15 protein-coding genes and 1 pseudogene are annotated in these 17928 nt (G+C 71.7%); 7 read left to right on the top strand and 9 right to left on the bottom strand.

Annotation, left to right across the window (positions count from 1 at the left end; genetic code table 11):
* Nucleotides 1-2: 2 nt before the first annotated feature.
* From P3T27_RS20495 to P3T27_RS20530, 8 genes and pseudogenes are all read right to left on the bottom strand, one after another.
* Complete coding sequence (locus tag P3T27_RS20495) at nt 3-416, bottom strand: hypothetical protein (protein ID WP_280680550.1); 414 nt, start codon at nt 414-416, stop codon at nt 3-5.
* 86 nt (nt 417-502) lie between these two features.
* On the bottom strand, nt 503-793 hold the full coding sequence (locus tag P3T27_RS20500; RefSeq protein WP_280680531.1) for a MazG-like family protein: 291 nt from the start codon (nt 791-793) through the stop codon (nt 503-505).
* Nucleotides 794-852: 59 nt separating this feature from the next.
* Nucleotides 853-2178, bottom strand: a complete 1326-nt coding sequence (locus P3T27_RS20505; protein WP_280680532.1) for a UDP-glucose/GDP-mannose dehydrogenase family protein — start codon at nt 2176-2178, stop codon at nt 853-855.
* A gap of 103 nt (nt 2179-2281) precedes the next feature.
* Nucleotides 2282-3196 carry a hypothetical protein gene (locus tag P3T27_RS20510; RefSeq protein ID WP_280680553.1) on the bottom strand — a complete coding sequence of 305 codons (915 nt, stop codon included), beginning with the start codon at nt 3194-3196 and terminating at the stop codon, nt 2282-2284.
* A 296-nt stretch (nt 3197-3492) separates the two neighbouring features.
* Nucleotides 3493-3666, bottom strand: a pseudogene (locus tag P3T27_RS20515) (helix-turn-helix transcriptional regulator); the annotation flags it as partial.
* An 83-nt stretch (nt 3667-3749) separates the two neighbouring features.
* Nucleotides 3750-4742, bottom strand: coding sequence for a methylmalonyl Co-A mutase-associated GTPase MeaB (gene meaB / locus P3T27_RS20520; protein ID WP_280680533.1), 993 nt, complete (start codon nt 4740-4742; stop codon nt 3750-3752).
* Between the two features lie 12 nt (nt 4743-4754).
* Nucleotides 4755-6959 carry a methylmalonyl-CoA mutase gene (gene scpA, locus P3T27_RS20525; protein ID WP_280680534.1) on the bottom strand — a complete coding sequence of 735 codons (2205 nt, stop codon included), beginning with the start codon at nt 6957-6959 and terminating at the stop codon, nt 4755-4757.
* Entirely contained in the window at nt 6959-8881 is a 1923-nt protein-coding gene (locus tag P3T27_RS20530; RefSeq protein ID WP_280680535.1) for a methylmalonyl-CoA mutase family protein, read from the bottom strand. The genes scpA and P3T27_RS20530 overlap by 1 nt, the downstream gene beginning before the upstream one ends.
* Before the next feature lie 303 nt (nt 8882-9184).
* On the opposite strand from P3T27_RS20530, the gene P3T27_RS20535 reads away from it, so the two are divergent.
* The 5 genes from P3T27_RS20535 (at nt 9185) to P3T27_RS20555 (ending at nt 13492) form a co-directional block, all read left to right on the top strand.
* Entirely contained in the window at nt 9185-10255 is a 1071-nt protein-coding gene (locus tag P3T27_RS20535; RefSeq protein ID WP_280680536.1) for a C40 family peptidase, read from the top strand.
* A gap of 898 nt (nt 10256-11153) precedes the next feature.
* Nucleotides 11154-11387, top strand: coding sequence for a peptidoglycan-binding domain-containing protein (locus P3T27_RS20540; RefSeq protein ID WP_280680551.1), 234 nt, complete (start codon nt 11154-11156; stop codon nt 11385-11387).
* Nucleotides 11388-11473: 86 nt separating this feature from the next.
* A complete protein-coding gene (locus P3T27_RS20545; protein WP_280680537.1) occupies nt 11474-12559 on the top strand; it encodes a peptidoglycan-binding protein in 1086 nt (361 codons plus the stop codon).
* 148 nt (nt 12560-12707) lie between these two features.
* Entirely contained in the window at nt 12708-13079 is a 372-nt protein-coding gene (locus P3T27_RS20550; protein ID WP_280680538.1) for a peptidoglycan-binding domain-containing protein, read from the top strand.
* Nucleotides 13080-13126: 47 nt separating this feature from the next.
* On the top strand, nt 13127-13492 hold the full coding sequence (locus P3T27_RS20555; protein WP_280680539.1) for a peptidoglycan-binding domain-containing protein: 366 nt from the start codon (nt 13127-13129) through the stop codon (nt 13490-13492).
* A gap of 171 nt (nt 13493-13663) precedes the next feature.
* Here P3T27_RS20555 and P3T27_RS20560 read toward each other — a convergent pair whose 3' ends face one another.
* The gene (locus tag P3T27_RS20560) at nt 13664-14008 is read right to left on the bottom strand and encodes a hypothetical protein (RefSeq protein WP_280680540.1); all 345 of its coding nucleotides are present in this window, start codon (nt 14006-14008) and stop codon (nt 13664-13666) included.
* A gap of 367 nt (nt 14009-14375) precedes the next feature.
* Here P3T27_RS20560 and P3T27_RS20565 point away from each other — a divergent pair, with 367 nt between their 5' ends.
* Nucleotides 14376-16304: a PhoX family phosphatase gene (locus P3T27_RS20565; RefSeq protein ID WP_280680541.1), complete on the top strand. Its 1929-nt coding sequence runs from the start codon at nt 14376-14378 to the stop codon at nt 16302-16304.
* A 132-nt stretch (nt 16305-16436) separates the two neighbouring features.
* Nucleotides 16437-17928: N-acetylmuramoyl-L-alanine amidase (locus P3T27_RS20570; protein ID WP_280680542.1), on the top strand; the 1492-nt coding region annotated here is incomplete at its 3' end.

The following is a 17928-nucleotide window of genomic DNA, read 5'->3' on the forward strand; positions in this document are numbered from 1 at the left end:
CGCTACGAGTCGCCGAAGAAGCCGTCCAGGATCTGCTGCGCGGCCAGGCCGGCTGGAAGCGAGCCCTCCCGGACCTGGCGTTCCAACTCGGGGGCCAGGCGCCGTACGTCCGGGTGCTCGTGCAACCGCGCGTAGAGCTGGTCGTGGACCATCGTCCAGGTCCACTCCACCTGCTGCTCCCGCCGCTTGGCGGCCAGTGCGCCCGTCGCGTCGAGCACCTTGCGGTGCTGCTGCAGCCGCTCCCACAGCACGTCCAGCCCGGCGCCGTCCCGCCCGCTGCAGGTGAGCACCGGAGGCGTCCACGCGGCATCGGGGGCCTGCAGCAGCCTTAGTGCGCCCGCGAGTCCACGGGCCGCCGCGTCCGCCTCGTACAGTGCGTCGAAGTCCTGCGGGGGGATCACCCCGCCGACCACGATGGTGATGTCCTCGTTGGTCGTCGCGCGGCCGGATGAGACGGCGGCAGCCGCCCGTCGCCGGACGGCTGCCACCCTGGTAGTGGGGGTCAGATGGCGGCTGCCGTCTCGCGGCCCCGGCGGGTGCGGCGGTGGAAGATCTCGGCGAAGGTCTCACGCCAGCCGTCGGGGTCTACGTAGTGCATGGCGATCATGGCGGCGATGACGGCGCCGGTCAGGTCGTTCTGCACCTCGGCCCACGTGTGGTCGTCGGTGCAGGTGGTGAGCCCCTTGAGACCGTGCAGGGCGTGCATGGCCTCGCCCGCTTCCTCGCCGACCTCGCCGACCTGCAAGGCTTTCAACTCCTCGGGTGGGAGGCCGGCGCCGGCGGCGCGGCACACGGCCTACAGGTTCTCGATCGCGTCGAAGAGATCTTCCATCGTGGTGTTCCTTTCCGGGTTCACCTGGCGGGTTGGGGCCGGCCGAGCTGGTGGACGGTCCATCCGTTGACGCGCCACAGGTCGGCGTCAAGGACGTTTCGCAGGTCGACGACCAGCGGGTTGTGCACCAGCGGCCGGAGGTTGGCGGGGTCGGCGTCGCGGAACTGCGGCCACTCGGTGCCGATCACGACCGCGTCCGCGTCGCGGGAGGCTTCGGCGGTGGTGTCGGCGTAGTCGAGTTCGGGGTGCCGGACGATCGCGGTCGCGTTCGCGTGCGGGTCGTGGACGGTGACCTGAGCGCCTCGGGTGTGCAGCAGCGAGGCGAGGGCGAGCGCGGGGGATTCGCGGACGTCGTTGGTGCCGGCCTTGAAGGAGGCACCCCACATGGCGATCCGGGCGCCGTTCAGGGGCCGCGCCAGGTGGGCTTCGATCAGGGCGGCGGCGGAGTGTGACCGGTTCTCGTTGATGCGCTCGGCCGCCCTCAGCAACTCGGCGGCGTCGTTGGCGCCGAGGTGGGCGGCGGAGGCGGTGAACGCCCGGACGTCCTTCGGCAGGCAGCCACCGCCGTAACCGATGCCGGGCTGCATCCCACCGGTGCCGATGCGCGGGTCCATACCGAGGGCCTGCACCAGGGGGATCACGTCGGCACCGGCGGCGGTGCACATGTCCGCCACGGCGTTGATGAACGACACCTTGAGGCCGAGGAAGGTGTTCGCGGCGCCCTTGATCAGCTCGGCCGTCTCCGGGGTGGTGACGAACAGCGGGCAGCCGTCCGCGAGGATCGGCGCGAAGACCTCACGCACGACAGCTTCGGCGTCGGGGCTGGTGAGCCCGGCCACCAGCCGATCCGGGCGAAGGGTGTCTTCGACGGCGTGTCCCTCGCGCAGAAACTCGGGGTTCCACACGACGTGGACGGCTTCGCCGGCCGGGGCGAGCCGCTGCACGAGCCGGGTCAGGTGAGCGGTGGTGCCGACGGTGACGGTCGACTTCCCGATGATCGTGCACGGCCGCGTCAGGTGCGGCGCCAGCGCGCGGGCGGCTCCGAAGAGCTGCCCCGGGTCGTAGGACCGGCCGTCGGCGTCGATCGGGGTTCCAACCGCGAGAAAGTGCACGTCGGCGAACGCGGCGGCTTCGGCGATGCTGGTCGTGAACCGCAGCTGCCCGGAGCTGGTGTGCTTGGTGAGCAGTTCGGGCAGCCCGGCTTCGAAGATCGGGGCTTCGCCCCGGCTGAGCTGGTCGATCTTGGCGGCGTCGAGATCGACGCCCAGGACTTCGTGGCCGAGGTGGGCCATCCCGGCGGCGTGGGGGATGCCGAGGTGGCCGCAGCCGATCACGGAAACGCGCATCGTGGTCCTTGTCGAATGGAGTGGTCGCGGGGCGCACGGGCGTGTGCGCACCCGCGACGCTACCGGCCCGGTGGGGCCCAACCGGCCGGCATGTGACGTCCTGTCACGCGGTGACGTTCAGCAGCTCGCACAGCCGGAGCAGGGCCGGGATCGCGGCCTGCCGTACGACCACGTCGCCGGTACGGGCTCCCTCGATCGGGTAGGGCTTGAAGGTGCCGTTCTCCACCAGCCCTTCGGGGTCGACGTAGAAGATGCGCATGCCCATCTCGCGGGCGCGCTGCTGGACCGCGCGCCGGTCTGCGTGCAGGCCGACGACCAGCAGGGCCCGGGCCTCGGGCAGCAGCGGCACCGGTGGGATCTTCTGGTCATAGCGGCGGACGAAGACCTCGGGCAGCCCGGCCCGCGCCGAGAGGGCGTCGAAGTTGTGCGTGATCACCGGGCCGACCAGGTAGCCGGCGGTGTGGAGGGCCTTGAGCGCGTGGTGCGCGGCCGTCGGCTCGGCCAGGAAGCATGCGCGGAACATCGCGACCAGGTCGGGCGCCTTGGTGTCGGCGCTGAGTAGCATCTCCGGGATCAGCGTGTCAGCCTCGGGGCTGAGGGTGAAAGCGTGGGACGGCGTCAGGGTGTTGTCGCGGCGGTCGGTGACCCGGTACACCTCGTGCAGGTAGTGCAGCGGCGGGATACCGGCTTCGATCGACGTGCCGCAGCCGACCTCGACCTGAAACGGCAGGAAGTCCAGGATCGGCGTCAGGTCGGGCGCGATCGTCGGCTCTCCACGCCGGTCCTTGATCCGCATGCCGCCCGCGAGAACATCCCACGGCAGGTTCCGTACGGTGCGCGGAACCTTGAAGTCCTCCGAGACGAAGCGCAGGTCGACGGACCGGAAGCCGGCCGGCGTGGGGCGCCCGGCACGCTCGTCCTGCGGGTGGTCGTCGTACTCGGTAACGGTGACCCGCAGGTCACCCTTCGCCCACACGCCGTCGCCCTGCGAGCGCCACGTGCCCTGGTCGAGCCACATGCCGATCTGCCGCAGGTGCGCGGCGATCTCGCCGGCCGGGGCGGTGAAGGAGTGGAACAGGTACAGGTCCGAGAGGACCAGGCGCGGGACGGGGAACGTGTAGTCCAGCCCGTACTGGTAGCGGTAGTGGACGACCCGGCCGCGAGCTCGGCCGGGGACGGCGGCTGCACGTCGACGCTGACGCCGGCGGCGGTGTCGTGGACCACGCGGGACAGCTCGCGCATCATCGCCCGGTCGGCGCCGTGCATCGCCCGGCGGGGGGCCTGCTGGCCGAGGATCACCGACACGTCGGTGTGCAGCGCGGCGGAGATCCGCAGCAGTGTCTGCAGGCTGCCGCCGAGATTGCGCTCTGCCTTGCGGATCGTTGCCACCGACAGGCCTGAGGCTTCGGCGAGTTGTTCCTGCGTCATGTCCGTGCCGCGCAGAAGTTTGATGCGCTCGCCTGTGGTGTAGTCAGTCCACTGCGTCATCCTGGTCCCCTTCCGGGTACCTTCCGCCTGACCGTACGACGAAGCGCCTCGACGTCGCGTGCGAGTCGAGGTGCTTTGTGGACCTAAGAGTCGCCGAAGAAGCCGTCCAGGATCTGCTGCGCCGCCAGGCCGGCCGGAAGCGAGCCCTCCCGGACCTGGCGTTCCAACTCGGGGGCCAGGCGCCGTACGTCCGGGTGCTCGTGCAACCGCGCGTAGAGCTGGTCGTGGACCATCGTCCAGGTCCACTTCACCTGCTGCTCCCGCCGCTTGGCGGCCAGCGCGCCCGTCGCGTCGAGCACCTTGCGGTGCTGCTTCAGCCGCTCCCACAGCACGTCCAGCCCGGCGCCGTCCCGCCCGCTGCAGGTGAGCACCGGAGGCGTCCACGCGGCGTCGGGGGCCTGCAGCAGCCTTAGTGCGCCCGCGAGTTCACGGGCCGCAGCGCGGGCGTCGGCCGCGTGCGGGCCGTCCGCCTTGTTGACGGCGATGACGTCCGCCAGCTCCAGCACACCCTTCTTGATGCCCTGCAGCTGGTCGCCGGTGCGGGCCAGGCTGAGGAGCAGGAAGGTGTCGACCATCCCGGCCACGGCCGTCTCCGACTGGCCGACGCCGACCGTCTCCACCAGCACCACGTCGTAGCCGGCCGCTTCCATCACCACCATCGACTCCCGGGTGGCCTTGGCGACGCCGCCCAAAGTACCCGAGGTGGGAGAGGGGCGGACGAAGGCGTGCGGATCGACGGCCAGGCGCTCCATCCGGGTCTTGTCGCCCAGGATGGAGCCGCCGGTGAGGCTCGACGTCGGGTCGACGGCCAGCACCGCGACCCGGTGGCCCGACCCCGTCAGCATGGTGCCGAAGGAGTCGATGAAGGTCGACTTGCCGACACCGGGAACGCCGGTGACGCCCACCCGGACCGCCCCGCCCGCGTGCGGCAGCAGCCGTTGGAGCAGCTGCTGCGCGAGCGCGCGGTGGTCGGGCCGGGAGGACTCGACGAGGGTGACGGCCCGCGCGATCCAGGCGCGCGAGCCGTCCAGGACGCCCGCCACGTAGCTGTCGAGGTCGATCATCCGCGGAGGCATGCGATCAACGGCTCACAGCTCGTGGCCGAGGTCGGCCGCCAGCGACTTCAGCAGGTCGTAGGCGGCGTCCGGGATGACCGTGCCGGGCGGGAAGACCGCCGCCGCGCCCGCCTCGTACAGCGCGTCGAAGTCCTGCGGGGGGATCACCCCGCCGACCACGATGGTGATGTCCTCCCGGCCCGCCTCGGCGAGCGCGGTGCGCAGCGCGGGCACCAGGGTGAGGTGTCCGGCGGCCAGCGAGGAGACGCCGACGATGTGGACGTCCGCTTCGACGGCCTGGCGGGCCACCTCGTCCGGGGTCTGGAACAGCGGGCCGACGTCCACCGTGAAGCCGAGGTCGGCGAAGGCGGTGGCGATCACCTTCTGGCCGCGGTCGTGGCCGTCCTGGCCCATCTTGGCGACCAGGATGCGCGGCCGCCGGCCCTCGGCCCGCTCGAACCGCTCGACCAGGTCCCGGGTGCGCTGGAGGGAGGCCGACGGGCCCGCTTCGTCTCGGTACACACCGGAAATGGTACGGATCTGGCCGGAGTGCCGGCCGTACACCTTCTCCAGGGCGTCCGAGATCTCGCCGACGGTGGCCTTGGCCCGGGCCGCGTTGACGGCCAGGTGCAGCAGGTTGCCGTCCAGTGAGCCGCCGCGCTGCGGACCGGCCTGGGCGGCCCGGGTGAGCGCGTTCAGCGCGTCCTGGGTCGCGGCCTCGTCGCGCTCCTCCCGCAGCCGGCGCAGCTTCTCCAACTGCCGGGCCCGCACCGAGGAGTTGTCGACCTTGAGCACGTCGATCTGCTCGTCGTTCTCCACCCGGTACTTGTTGACACCGATCACCGGCTGCCGGCCGGAGTCGATCCGCGCCTGGGTACGGGCGGCGGCCTCCTCGACGCGCATCTTCGGGATGCCCGCGTCGATCGCCTTGGCCATGCCGCCGGCCGCCTCGACCTCCTGGATGTGCTGCCAGGCGCGGGCGGCGAGGTCGTGGGTGAGCTTCTCGACGTACGCCGAGCCGCCCCACGGGTCGATCACCCGGCAGGTGCCGGACTCCTGCTGGAGCAGCAGCTGGGTGTTGCGGGCGATCCGGGCGGAGAAGTCGGTGGGCAGCGCCAGCGCCTCGTCGAGCGCGTTGGTGTGCAGCGACTGGGTGTGGCCCTGGGTGGCGGCCATCGCCTCGACACAGGTCCGGGTGACGTTGTTGAACACGTCCTGGGCGGTGAGCGACCAGCCGGAGGTCTGCGAATGGGTGCGCAGCGAAAGGGACTTGGCGTTCTTCGGGTCGAACTGCTTGACCAGCTTGGCCCACAGAAGCCGGGCCGCGCGCAGCTTGGCGACCTCCATGAAGAAGTTCATGCCGATTGCCCAGAAGAACGACAGCCGCGGCGCGAAGGCGTCCACGTCCAGCCCCACGTCCAGGCCCGCGCGCAGGTACTCCACCCCGTCGGCCAGGGTGTAGGCCAGCTCCAGGTCGGCGGTGGCCCCGGCCTCCTGGATGTGGTAGCCGGAGATGGAGATCGAGTTGTACCGGGGCATCTTCTGCGAGGTGTACGCGAAGATGTCCGAGATGATCCGCATCGACGGCTGCGGCGGGTAGATGTAGGTGTTGCGGACCATGAACTCCTTGAGGATGTCGTTCTGGATGGTCCCCGCCAGCTTCTCGGGTGCCACCCCCTGCTCCTCGGCGGCCACGATGTACAGCGCCAGGACGGGCAGCACCGCGCCGTTCATCGTCATCGACACCGACATCTTGTCCAGCGGGATGCCGTCGAACAGCTGGCGCATGTCGTAGATCGAGTCGATCGCCACGCCCGCCATGCCGACGTCGCCGGTGACGCGCGGGTGGTCGCTGTCGTAGCCGCGGTGGGTCGGCAGGTCGAAGGCGACCGAGAGGCCCTTCTGGCCGGCCGCCAGGTTGCGGCGGTAGAAGGCGTTGGACTCCTCGGCGGTGGAGAAGCCCGCGTACTGGCGGACGGTCCACGGCTGGTTGACGTACATGGTCGGGTACGGCCCGCGCAGGTACGGGGCGATGCCGGGGTAGGTCTCCAGGAAGTCCAGGCCGGACAGGTCCGCCGCGGTGTACAGCGGCTTGACGCCGATGCCCTCGGGGGTGTCCCAGACCAGCTCGTCGACGTCCTTGCCGGTGGCCTGGCGCCACGCGGCCCGCCACTGGCCGTCGGTGACGTCCCGGGCGGCGTCGCCGTCCAGCCCGATTCCGGTGAAGTCGGGGATCATCACGCCACCTTGCTCTCGTCGGTGCTGCTCGTCGTGTCGGTGCCCGCACCGGTGATCTCGGCCAGCAGGCCGGCCAGCGTGGCGACGGCGTCGCCGCCCGCGGCCACGAAGCCGTCCACGCCCGCCGCCTCGTAGGCCGCCCGCTGCTCGCCGGGCCGCCCGGCCAGCAGCACCCGCCGCGCGCCCGCCGCCTTCAGGGCGGCCGCGACGGCCCCGGCGTGCTCGCCGTACAGCGCGTCGCTGGAGCAGAGGCAGGCGACGGCGGCGCCGGAGGCGGTGAAGGCCTCGGCGAAGGCCACGGCGTCGGTGCCCTCGGCGCCGGTGGTCGCGATGCCGCCGGCCTGGAACAGGTTGGCGGCGAAGGTGGTCCGCGCGGTGTGCGCGGAGGCGGTGCCGAGGGAGGCGAGGAAGAGCGTCGGCCGGGCGCCGGTGGCCGCGAGGTGGGCGTCCGAGCGGTCCCGCAGCGCCTCGTACGCCTCGGCGCGGCGCACCTGCGGCAGTCCGCCGCCGGGCCCGGCCGGGCCCGGTTCGCGGACCAGCGGCTGCTCGTCCAGGTGCGGGAACTCGCTGACGCCGGTGACGGGTTCGCGCCGCCTGGCGAGCTTGACCGAGCGCTCCGCCCAGGTCGCCGCGATCCGCTCGCCGACCAGCCCGGAGCCGAGCGCCGCCTGCTGCCCGCCGGCCCGCTCGATCTCCTGGAACCAGGCCCAGGCGGCCCGCGCCAGCTCCTCGGTCAGCTGCTCGACGTACCAGGAGCCGCCGGCCGGGTCGACGACCCGGGCCAGGTGGGACTCCTCCAGCAGGACCGACTGGGTGTTGCGGGCGATCCGGCGGGCGAAGGGGTCCGGCAGGCCGAGCGCACTGTCGAAGGGCAGCACGGTGACGGCGTCGGCGCCGCCCACGCCGGCGGCCAGGCAGGCCACGGTGGTGCGCAGCATGTTCACCCACGGGTCGCGGGCGGTCATCATCACCCGGGAGGTGACGGCGTGCTGGCGCTGCGCCGAGGCCTCGGCGCCGGCCCCCGACACCTCGGCCACGCGGGCCCAGAGGCGGCGTGCGGCACGGAACTTGGCGATGGTCAGGAACTGGTCGGCGTCGGCGGCGTAGCGGAACTCCAGCTGTCCGAGCGCGGCGTCCACCGAGAGCCCGGCGGCGGTCAGCGCCCGCAGGTAGGCGACGCCGGTGGCGAGCGAGCAGCCGAGCTCCTGCGCGGGCGAGGCGCCGGCCTCGTGGTAGGGCAGGGCGTCCACGGTGAGCGCCCGGACGCCCGGGTACTCGGCGGCGCAGCGGGCGGCCAGCGCGGTGGCCTCGGCGAGCAGCGCGGCCGTCCGCCCGGTCTCGCCGGTGCGGGCCTGCAGGCCCAGCGGGTCGGCGCCGAGGTTGCCGGCGGCGGCGCCGGGGGAGACCTCGCGCTGCTCGTACAGGGCGAACAACTGCGCGGCGGCGGCGCCGAATTCGGGCCCGGCGTCGAGTGACACGGCGGCCAGGTCCAGGTACACCCCGGTCAGCGCCTCGGGCAGGGCGGACACCGGCAGGCCTGCGCCGCCCAGCTCCAGCCAGAGCGAGCCGACGCCGTGCTCCAGGTCGGCCAGCACGGCCTCGTTGGTGCGCCGGCGGTCCGGGTCGGCGTGCCGCTGGCGGACGTCCCACCCGGCGACGGTCGAGCCCTGCGGGCGGCCGCCGCGCACGAACGGCGGGAAGCCCGGGTAGCCGGGCGGGGTCGGGGCGTCCTCGGCGGTGTACAGGGGGCGGGCGCGCAGCCCGTCCGGGAGTTCGGTGGTGAGCGCCCGCTCGGCGGCGGCACCGTCCGCGGGCTGCGCGCCGGACTTGCGCAGCACGCCCTCGACGAGCTGCTGCCACTGCTCGCGGTGCGCGGCCGGGAACTCGGCGGCGAGGGGGAGCCCTTCGGGCAGGACGTTCATGACCGCAGGTTAGCGCTCGTTCGCAAGCCCGCAGGAGGGGCGGCGCATGTGACCTTTCCCTCGATTTGGCCCGTCTTCAGCACTGCGGACGGCGAGGAGTGCCGCGAGCGGCGGCACGCGAGGTCAACGCCGGTGTCAGGGAGCACGATCGATTGCCCGGAACGGCCCGGAACAGGGGGATTGCGGAACCTCCTCCGCTATCTATTAAGTTACTTCGAAGAAGGTGGGCGGGAGCGTCATCCCCCGTGCGTTCCCGCCCGCCTTCGCCGTCCCCCGATTCCCCCGAAGGAGAGCCCACCGCCCATGGGAAAGCGCCGCAAGCCCAGCCCCCCGAGCCGGGCCCGCCTGGCGGTCCTCACCACGGCCATGGCCGGGGGCGCCGTCCTCGCCTCCGGCACCGCCCACGCCGAGCCCACCCCCAGCCTGGCCTCCGTCAAGGAACAGGTGGACAAGCTCAACGAGGAGGCCGAGCAGGCCGTCGAGCAGTACAACGGCTTCCAGGAGAAGCAGCAGAGGCTCCAGAGCGACGCCGGCAAGATCCAGGAGAAGGTCGCCCGCGGGCAGGAGGCGATGAACGAACTGCGCTCCCAGCTCGGCGCGGTGGCCGCCGACCAGTACCGCACCAACGGCATCGACCCGTCCTTTCAGCTGATGCTCGACTCCGACCCGGCCGCCTACCTGGAGCGCGCCTCGGTGCAGAACCACCTCGCCGACTCCCAGATATCCCTGCTCAAGCAGGCCCAGAACGAGCAGCGCAAGCTCGACCAGGACCGCGCCGAGGCCACCGCCACCCTGGCCCAGCTCGACTCCGTCGGCACCGAGCTGGGGGAGAAGAAGAAGCAGATCCAGGCCAAGCTCGCCCAGGCCCAGGGCATGCTCAACAAGCTGAGCGCCGAGGACCGCGCCAAGATCAACGCCCAGCAGAACGCCGAGAAGGCCAAGGCCGAGGCCCAGCAGGCAGCCGCCGCCGACCGCGCCTCCCGCTCCGCCGAGCGCCCGAACATGAACACCCCGGCGCCGCCCGCCAGCGGGCGCGCCGCCACCGTCCTCCAGTTCGCCTACGCCCAGCTCGGCAAGCCCTACGGCTGGGGCATGACCGGTCCCAACAGCTTCGACTGCTCCGGCCTCACCGGCGGCGCCTACCGCGCGGCCAACGTCAAGCTCCCCCGGATGTCCCAGGACCAGTGGAACGCCGGCGCCCGCGTCGATCGGTCCGACCTCCAGCCCGGCGACCTGGTCTTCTTCTACCCCGACATCCACCACGTGGGCGTCTACATCGGCGACGGCAAGATGATCCACGCCCCGCGAACCGGCAAGAACGTCGAGGTCCTCCCGATCTCCGCCATGCCGTACGTGGGCGCCGTCCGGCCCTGATCCGGCCGGTCGCACGTGTAGTTTCCAGTTAGGCCTGTCATATTCCGGATGAGTTGTCATCAACTTGTCGTTGGTGACAACTCGTCCGGACACCTGTTGTCCTGTCGCACTACAGCTGGCGGATTCTCACTCGGTCTCATCCGTGTTGTCGGGTTCTCACTGTTTCGCGTGCCGAGCAGGATCTTTTGGGACTCTTCTGCTGGACCTGTGGGTGAGGTCATGCGAGTTGGTGGCGGGGTAGGGTCGGGCGGTTGCCGACGGGGCAGCGCATGACGAGAGCGGTGACTGCGTCGGCACTGCGGAAGCCGAAGCCCCGGCCGCCGACCACCAGCACTGAGCAGCCCCCGCACGAGAAGTGCCGGGCGGTCCCTCCCACGGGATCGCCCGGCACTTTCGCGTCTCCGGAGTCGGAGCGCGCGAACGGCATCCAGCCGTCGGGCAGCGTGGTCCGAACGCGTGCAGCGCGCCCCGCCACCAGCCAGGCCCCGAGGCCTCGCCGGTTGCGTCCCCGCCGGCACCGGGCGGCCGGCTCGGGCCCGGGGAAGGGCATATTCCGTCACAGAGGTCTCACGCCCAAATGGAAACGCGTCTCACAACACAGGTCAGCGCCGTGGGACGCGTCCCAGTGGCTGATGGGACGTCAGACCAGCTCCCGGACGGACCGCGGAGTGAGGCACAGTTCTGCCGTGGCTCGGTGATCACGAGCCGACACCCGAGACCGATTCCTGGGAGGGACACTCCGTGAGTCTCAAAGTCCCGTATCGCCAAGGCCGCCACTGCGGCCGCCGTCGCCGCCCTCCTCACCCTGGCCGGCCCCGCCAGCGCCAGCCGCAGCGCTCCGACCCTCGGTGACGGCTACACCGACGACACCCACGCCGTCTGGTGTGTCCAGCACCTGATCAACGATGTCGCCCGGCAGAACAACCGGGAGACCGTCGACGAGGACGGTGTCTGGGGCCCGCAGACCAAGGACCAGGTCCTGTGGTTCCAGACCTTCGTCCACGTGCCGCCGGACGGCATCGTCGGTCCCTTCACCGACGACAACATCCTCTACCGCGGCGACCAGTACTACGGCGGGAAGTCCGGCTACTGCTTCACCTACGTGCCCAGCGACTCGGGGCTGTTCGAGTAGCACCTGCCCGTCGAGCACATCGAGCACCAGGGAGGTGAAGCACCCTGCCCTCTCTGACGAATCATCACGGATCTGGAGACCCTCCTGTGAGCACCCTCCTCCCCACCCGGCGCCGGTTGTCGCTGGGCCTGGCCCTGGCGGCCGTGCTGGCGGGCGTCGGCGCGTACACCGCCTCGGCCGCATCCGCCGCGGCCGCGCCGACCCCGATACCCCTCACCTCCTCGGCCTGCCCGGCCGACCTGCAGCAGGGTGAGGCCGACGGCTGTGTCACCCAGCTCCAGCTGGAGCTCAATCTGACCGGTGCCCAGATCACCGTGGACGGGCAGTTCGGGCCGGCCACCGACACGGCCGTGCGCACCTTCCAGTCCGCGCACGCCCTGAGCGTCGACGGCATCGTCGGTCCGGCCACCAAGTCGGCGCTCGACGCGGCGGCGGCCGCCGCCTCCGGCACCGTGGACCTGCGCACCCAGTGCGGCGACCTGCAGAAGGGCGCCACTGGTGCGTGCGCCACGACCCTGCAGACGATGCTGAACACCTTCAACGCGGGCCGCCTCACCGTGGACGGGCAGTTCGGGTCGGCCACCGACACGGCCGTGCGCAACTTCCAGGCCGCGCACACCCTGACCATCAACGGGATCGTCGACACCGCCGTCAAGAACGCCCTCTACGCCGGTACCCCCACCCCGCTGCCCCGCGGCCCCGTCGACCCCGCCAAGGTCCTGAACGCGGCCAAGTCCTACCTGGGCGTCCCGTACGTGTGGGGCGGCGGCCACTCGCTGCGCGGCGAGGGCCCCGGCCCGTCGCTCGGCACCTGCGACGGCTACACCGGCTCGATCCAGCCCTGCCCGGCCAACACCACCGCCGGCCTGGACTGCTCGGGCCTGGTCCGCGCGGCCTTCTGGTTCGGCGCAGGCATCGACCTCGCCAACGGCGGCGACACCACCGAGCAGACCCTGGACCAGCACCTCACCCCGATCACGGAGTCCCAGCGCCGGCCCGGCGACGTCGAGTACTTCGGCACGGACGCGCACAACACCGTGCACGTCGTGCTCTACGCCGGCACCGACCCCGCCACCGGCGCGGACATGATGTACGAGGCCAAGGAGACGGGCACCAACGTCCACTACGTCAGCCTGCGTACCGGCGGCTACTGGTACCACGTCACGGCCTGACGCGTGCGGGCGTCGCGCGGGTGACGGCAGCCGTCACCCGCGCGACACCCGACATCACCCGCCCGGGGACCGTTCGCCCAGCCGTGTCATCGGCGGCCTCACCGTCCGCCCCGGGCCATCCACCTGTCCCATGTGAAGGAGAACGCCCATGCGTACCAAGCTCGCTGCCATCGCCGCGGGAGCCGTCGTGTTCACCGGCCTCGGAGTCGGCACCGCCACCACCGCGTCCGCCAGCACCCCCGCCGTGTGCAGCTACTACGGTTTCACCAGCGACAACGAGCCGCAGGTGAGCTACGGCGACAGCGGCGCGGAGATCAAGGCGCTGCAGTGCGAGCTCAACTACAGCGTGCGCGGCGCCGGTCTGCAGGTGGACGGGATCTTCGGCGACAACACCCTCTCCATCGTGAAGAAGTTCCAGGGGTGCGCCGGTCTCCAGGCCGACGGCATCGTCGGCCCGAAGACCTGGGCCGCACTGGACTACCAGAGCGACATCGACACCGCGGCGAACTACATCTGCTGATCCGGCCCGACCAAGTACTCCCGACCACCTGTACCGAAGGAAGAACCATGCGTAGCAAGCTTGCGGCCGTCGCGGTCGCCACCGTTCTGGCCGCCGGATTCGGTGTGACCACCGCCGGCAGCGCCTCGGCCGAAACCTCGGACTGCGGCGTGTACAGCTGGAGCCAGGCGGAGCTGAGCTACGGTGACAGCGGTGACGAGGTCAAGGCGTTGCAGTGCGAACTGAACGCATCCTCCACCCTCTTCTCCACCCCCTTCAACCTGGGCGTCGACGGGCAGTTCGGCGACCAGACCCTCGCCGCGGTGAAGAAGTTCCAGGGGTGCGCCAAGCTCCAGGCCGACGGCATTGTCGGTCCGAAGACCTGGAACGCGCTGGACTTCTGGGCCACCCCGTGGAACACCCTCACCTGCTGACAAATCGCCATTCGCTGCGCCAGGAGCTCGGCGGGACGCTCGGCCGGGGTCTCCCGGCCGAGCGTTCTGCGTGGGCGCCCGTTGAGTTCGGCGGCGACCTCGCCGGCTTCCACCCCACCGTCGCCGCCCACATCGCCCGCCGCGGGCGGCGACGGCCGCTACCCGGGCGGCTCAGCCCGTGAAGGGGAAGGGCGGCAGGATCCGGCACACGGATTCCGCCGGCTGCCCGGGTCGCAACGGTGCGGGGGATCCCATCCCGGCTACGTAGAGCCAGGTCAGTACGGCAGCGGCGGCGAGCATGGCCGGCAGGCGGTACCGGCGGCTCCTCGGCAGGCGGCCCAGAAGTGCGCCGAGCGCCAGGAGTGCACCGAGCATGACGGCCCACCCGGACACCGTGGCCGTCGTCAGGTTCGGATTCGGCTCGTGGTCCTGGCTCAGGCAGAACCGCCAGGTCGCGAGGATGCGGCTGTTGCCGAAGAGCGTGCCGCCCGTGGCCAGGACCAGGGCGGCCGCCACCCACGCCCAAACGCTCCGCCGCTCCCGCGCTGACTGCATGCCGCCTCCACGTGCTCTTCCTGTCCTTCCGGAAACGCAGATCGCCGGATTCCGGTTCCACGAGGTCCGTCGGCTCGGAGCCGGTTCCCGTCCCCGCCGTCTCAGGCGTCTCAAAAACGAGGGGTCGGGACGTTTGAGACAAGCTCAGGGTGGTTGCGGGGCCCAAGTCGATCTAGGTTCAGGTCCGCGAGTCCCGCCGGCGATCCTTGCGCTCCGGCACGGCCGGCACTCGCCGTGCGCCTCCTGACCGCGAGAGGCGGCGTGTGCAGTCGGTCCTATTCAGCCCCGCACCCCGCCCCGGCGGGCCAACTTCCCTTGGGTGGCGACCATGCCAGATCACCACGCTCCGTATCCGGAGGCAGCTCCCGGCCGCACGTTCGACGACGTGGTGGCCGCCGGCCTGTCGCGTCGTCAGGCCTTGACCGGCGGCACCCTTGCCCTCGCCGCCTTCCTCGGTCTGTCCGCTTCCCCCGCGTCCGCCGCACAGCCGGGCGGGGCCGCCAAGGCGCCGACCCCGCTCGGCTTCACCGCCGTACCGGCGAGCAGCGCCGACGCCGTGGCCGTGCCCGCCGGGTACTCCGTGCGGGTGCTCGCGCCGTGGGGGCAGGCGGTGCGCGACAACGGCCCGAAGTGGCGTGCCGACGGTGGCAACACCGCGGCGGAGCAGGCCGAGCAGGTCGGTTCCCACCACGCCGGACTGCACTTCTTCCCGGGCACCGACGACTCCCGCGGCACGCTGGTGCTCACCCACGAGTACACCGACGCCGCCCTCCTGTACGGCCACGGCGGTGCGACGGTCACGAAGGAGCAGGTCGCCAAGGCGCTCGCCGCGCACGGCGTCAGCGTGCTGGAGGTGCGCCGCACCGGCGGCACCTGGCAGCTCGCCGACTCCCCGCGCAACGTGCGCGTCACCGGTGCCACGCCCGTCGCCTTCTCCGGACCGCTGGACGCCGACCACCCGGCTCTGCGTACGGGCACGCCCGCCACGGGCACGCTCGGCACCAGCTCACACGGTGTGACCCCGTGGGGGACGTTCCTGACCGGCGAGCGGAACGTCGCCGGCTACTTCGGCACCGACAGCACGACGTGGCGACCGACCCGCGCGCAGAAGCGGGCCGGCATCAGCGCCCGCGGCGACGGCTACAACTGGCACCGCGCCGACGCGCGCTTCGACCTCGCGGCGAACGGCAACGAGGCCAACCGGTTCGGTTGGGTCGTGGAGATCGACCCGAGCACGCCGCAGGCGCCGCCCGTGAAGCGCACCGCGCTGGGCCGCTTCCAGCACGTCGGAGCGAGCGTTACCGAGTCCGCCGGCCGGGTCGTCGTCTACAGCGGCGATGACGAGAACGGCGGCTACCTCTACAAGTTCGCGGGTTCGGACAGCTGGTGGCGGTTGCGCGCCCAGGGCCGCAGCCCGCTGGACCACGGCACCCTGTACGTCGCCCGGTTCGAGGACGACGGCACCGGCCGCTGGCTGCCGCTGACCCACGGCCAGGGCCCGCTGACCCGGGACAACGGCTGGGCCGACCAGGCCGACGTCGTGCTGCGGGCCCGGCAGGCGGCGGACGCGCTCGGAGCCACCCCGCTGGACCGGCCCCAGCAGACCTCGATCGGCCCGGACGGGACGGCCTTCTGCGCACTCGCGAACAGCCCTGGCCTCGGCCACTGCGCCTCCGGTCCGAACGCCCACCGGGCCGCGGTCAGCCCCCGCGCCAACAACCCGTACGGACACATCATCCGGTGGCGGGAGGACGAGAACGCCGGTCAGGGCGAGGGCCGGGAAACCGGGTTCCGCTGGGACGTCTTCGTCCTCGCCGGCGACCCGGCCCACGACCGACAGGTCCACCTGGACGCCTCCGGCATGTTCGGTTCGCCGAAGCACCTGTGGTCCGACGCCGACGGCCGACTGTGGATCGGGACCGGCATCTCGGCCTACGACCAGAACCGGGCGGAGACCGGCCACGAGCACCTGGGCAACAACGCGATGCTGGCCGCCGACCCGGCCACCGGCGAGATCCGCCGCTTCCTGACCGGCCCGCGCGGTGCCGAGATCACCGGCGTCATCACCACTCCCGACCGCCGCACCATGTTCGTCAACGTCCAGCACCCGGGCGAGCACACGCTGGCCTGGGGCACGCCCACCCAGGACGATCCCCGCGTGGTCAGCAACTGGCCCGACCACGACCCCGCCGGTCGGCCGCGGTCGGCCGTGCTCGTGATCCAGCGGACGGACGGGGGCGTCATCGGGGCCGCGTAACGCGCCCACCCGCCGCGTAACGCTCCTGCCGGCCGCGGCACGACGCCCGCCGGCCGGCCACAGCAGGACGCCCACCGCGGCAGCACGACGCCCGCCGCATCAGCAAGCCCAGCACGAAATCCGGAGAACCAGATGGTCACCATCATCTCGCGCAGTGAATGGGGCGCCGAAGCGCCCAAGAAGATCGACCAGCTTCCCTTCACCCCGTGGCTCGGCGGTATCGTCATCCACCACGAGGGCGCCGGGAACGTCTCCGTCGATCCCCACGACAAGTGCGCCGCGCTGGTCAAGAAGATCCAGGACGACTCGATGCACTACGACACCGTCGGCGATGTCCTGGTCGAATTCGGCCAGAAGGAACCCGAGTACGACGACATCCCGTACAACTTCCTGGTCTGCAAGCACGGCGGCATATTCGAAGGACGCGGACTCGGCCGTCGGTCCGCCGCGAACGGCGTCGAGATGCCCGGGGCCAACAGCAACTTCTACGCCGTGATGGGCCTGATCGGCGCCGACGACGACGTGACCCCGGAGATGGCCGCGGGCATCAAGGCCCTGTGCGGCTACCTGCAGAACGAGAAGGACGCGGGCTTCCGGATCGCCGGACACCGGGACGTGCGCCTGAAGACCCACACGGACTGCCCCGGAAAGCTCTACCCGTACGTCCAGCGGGGCGACTTCATCGTGCCGGGCTCGGGCACCGGCGCCGGCCCCAACTCCGACACGCTGTACATCTACACGCGCAGCCAGTGGGGCGCCCGCCCGGCGAAGGACATCACGCCGGTGGACATCAGCGCCCGCACCGGGTTCACCGTGCACTACTCGGACGGGCCGACGACGCAGTCGGTCCGGCAGATCCAGAACTACCACATGGACTCCAACGGCTGGTCCGACATCGGCTACAACTTCCTGGTCGACACCAGCGGCCGCGTCTTCGAGGGCCGCGGCTGGTACCTGCAGGGGGCGCACGCCTACGGAGCCAACACCACGCACATCGGCGTCTGCTTCATCGGGGAGAGCGGGGACGCCACGGACATCGCGCTGTCCGCCATCCGCTCGATGTACGAGAAGGCGTGCGACATGACCGGCCGCACCCTCGACAAGACCTACCACGGCCAACTTCCCGGCAACTCCACCGACTGCCCGGGGGCGCAGCTGCGCGCCTGGGTCCAGAACGGCATGCAGGCGCAGGTCCGCCCGCTGGAGTGGGCGAGCTCGGACTACACCCCGCCCCCCACCGACTCCAGCGGCGCGAGCGGTGGCGGCATGACGCAGGTGCGGTCGGTCTCCGCCCAGCAGCAGGCGGTCAACAGCCTGGGCTACAGCCCGGCGCTGGCCGTCGACGGCGCCTGGGGGCCGCTGACGGACGCCGGTGTGCGCTGGCTGCAGGGCAAGGTCGGCACCACGGCCGACGGCCTGTGGGGGCCCGGTACCGAAGCGGCGTTCAAGGCGTTCGCGGGCGGTGGCTCGTCCGGCGGCGGCATGACGTCCGTGCGTTCGGTGGCGCGCCAGCAGCAGGCGGTCAACGACCTGGGCTACAGCCCGGCGCTGGCCGTCGACGGCGCCTGGGGGCCGCTGACGGACGCCGGTGTGCGCTGGCTGCAGGGCAAGGTCGGCACCACGG

Origin of the sequence: Kitasatospora sp. MAA19, assembly GCF_029894125.1 — a bacterium.
GTDB lineage: Bacteria > Actinomycetota > Actinomycetes > Streptomycetales > Streptomycetaceae > Kitasatospora.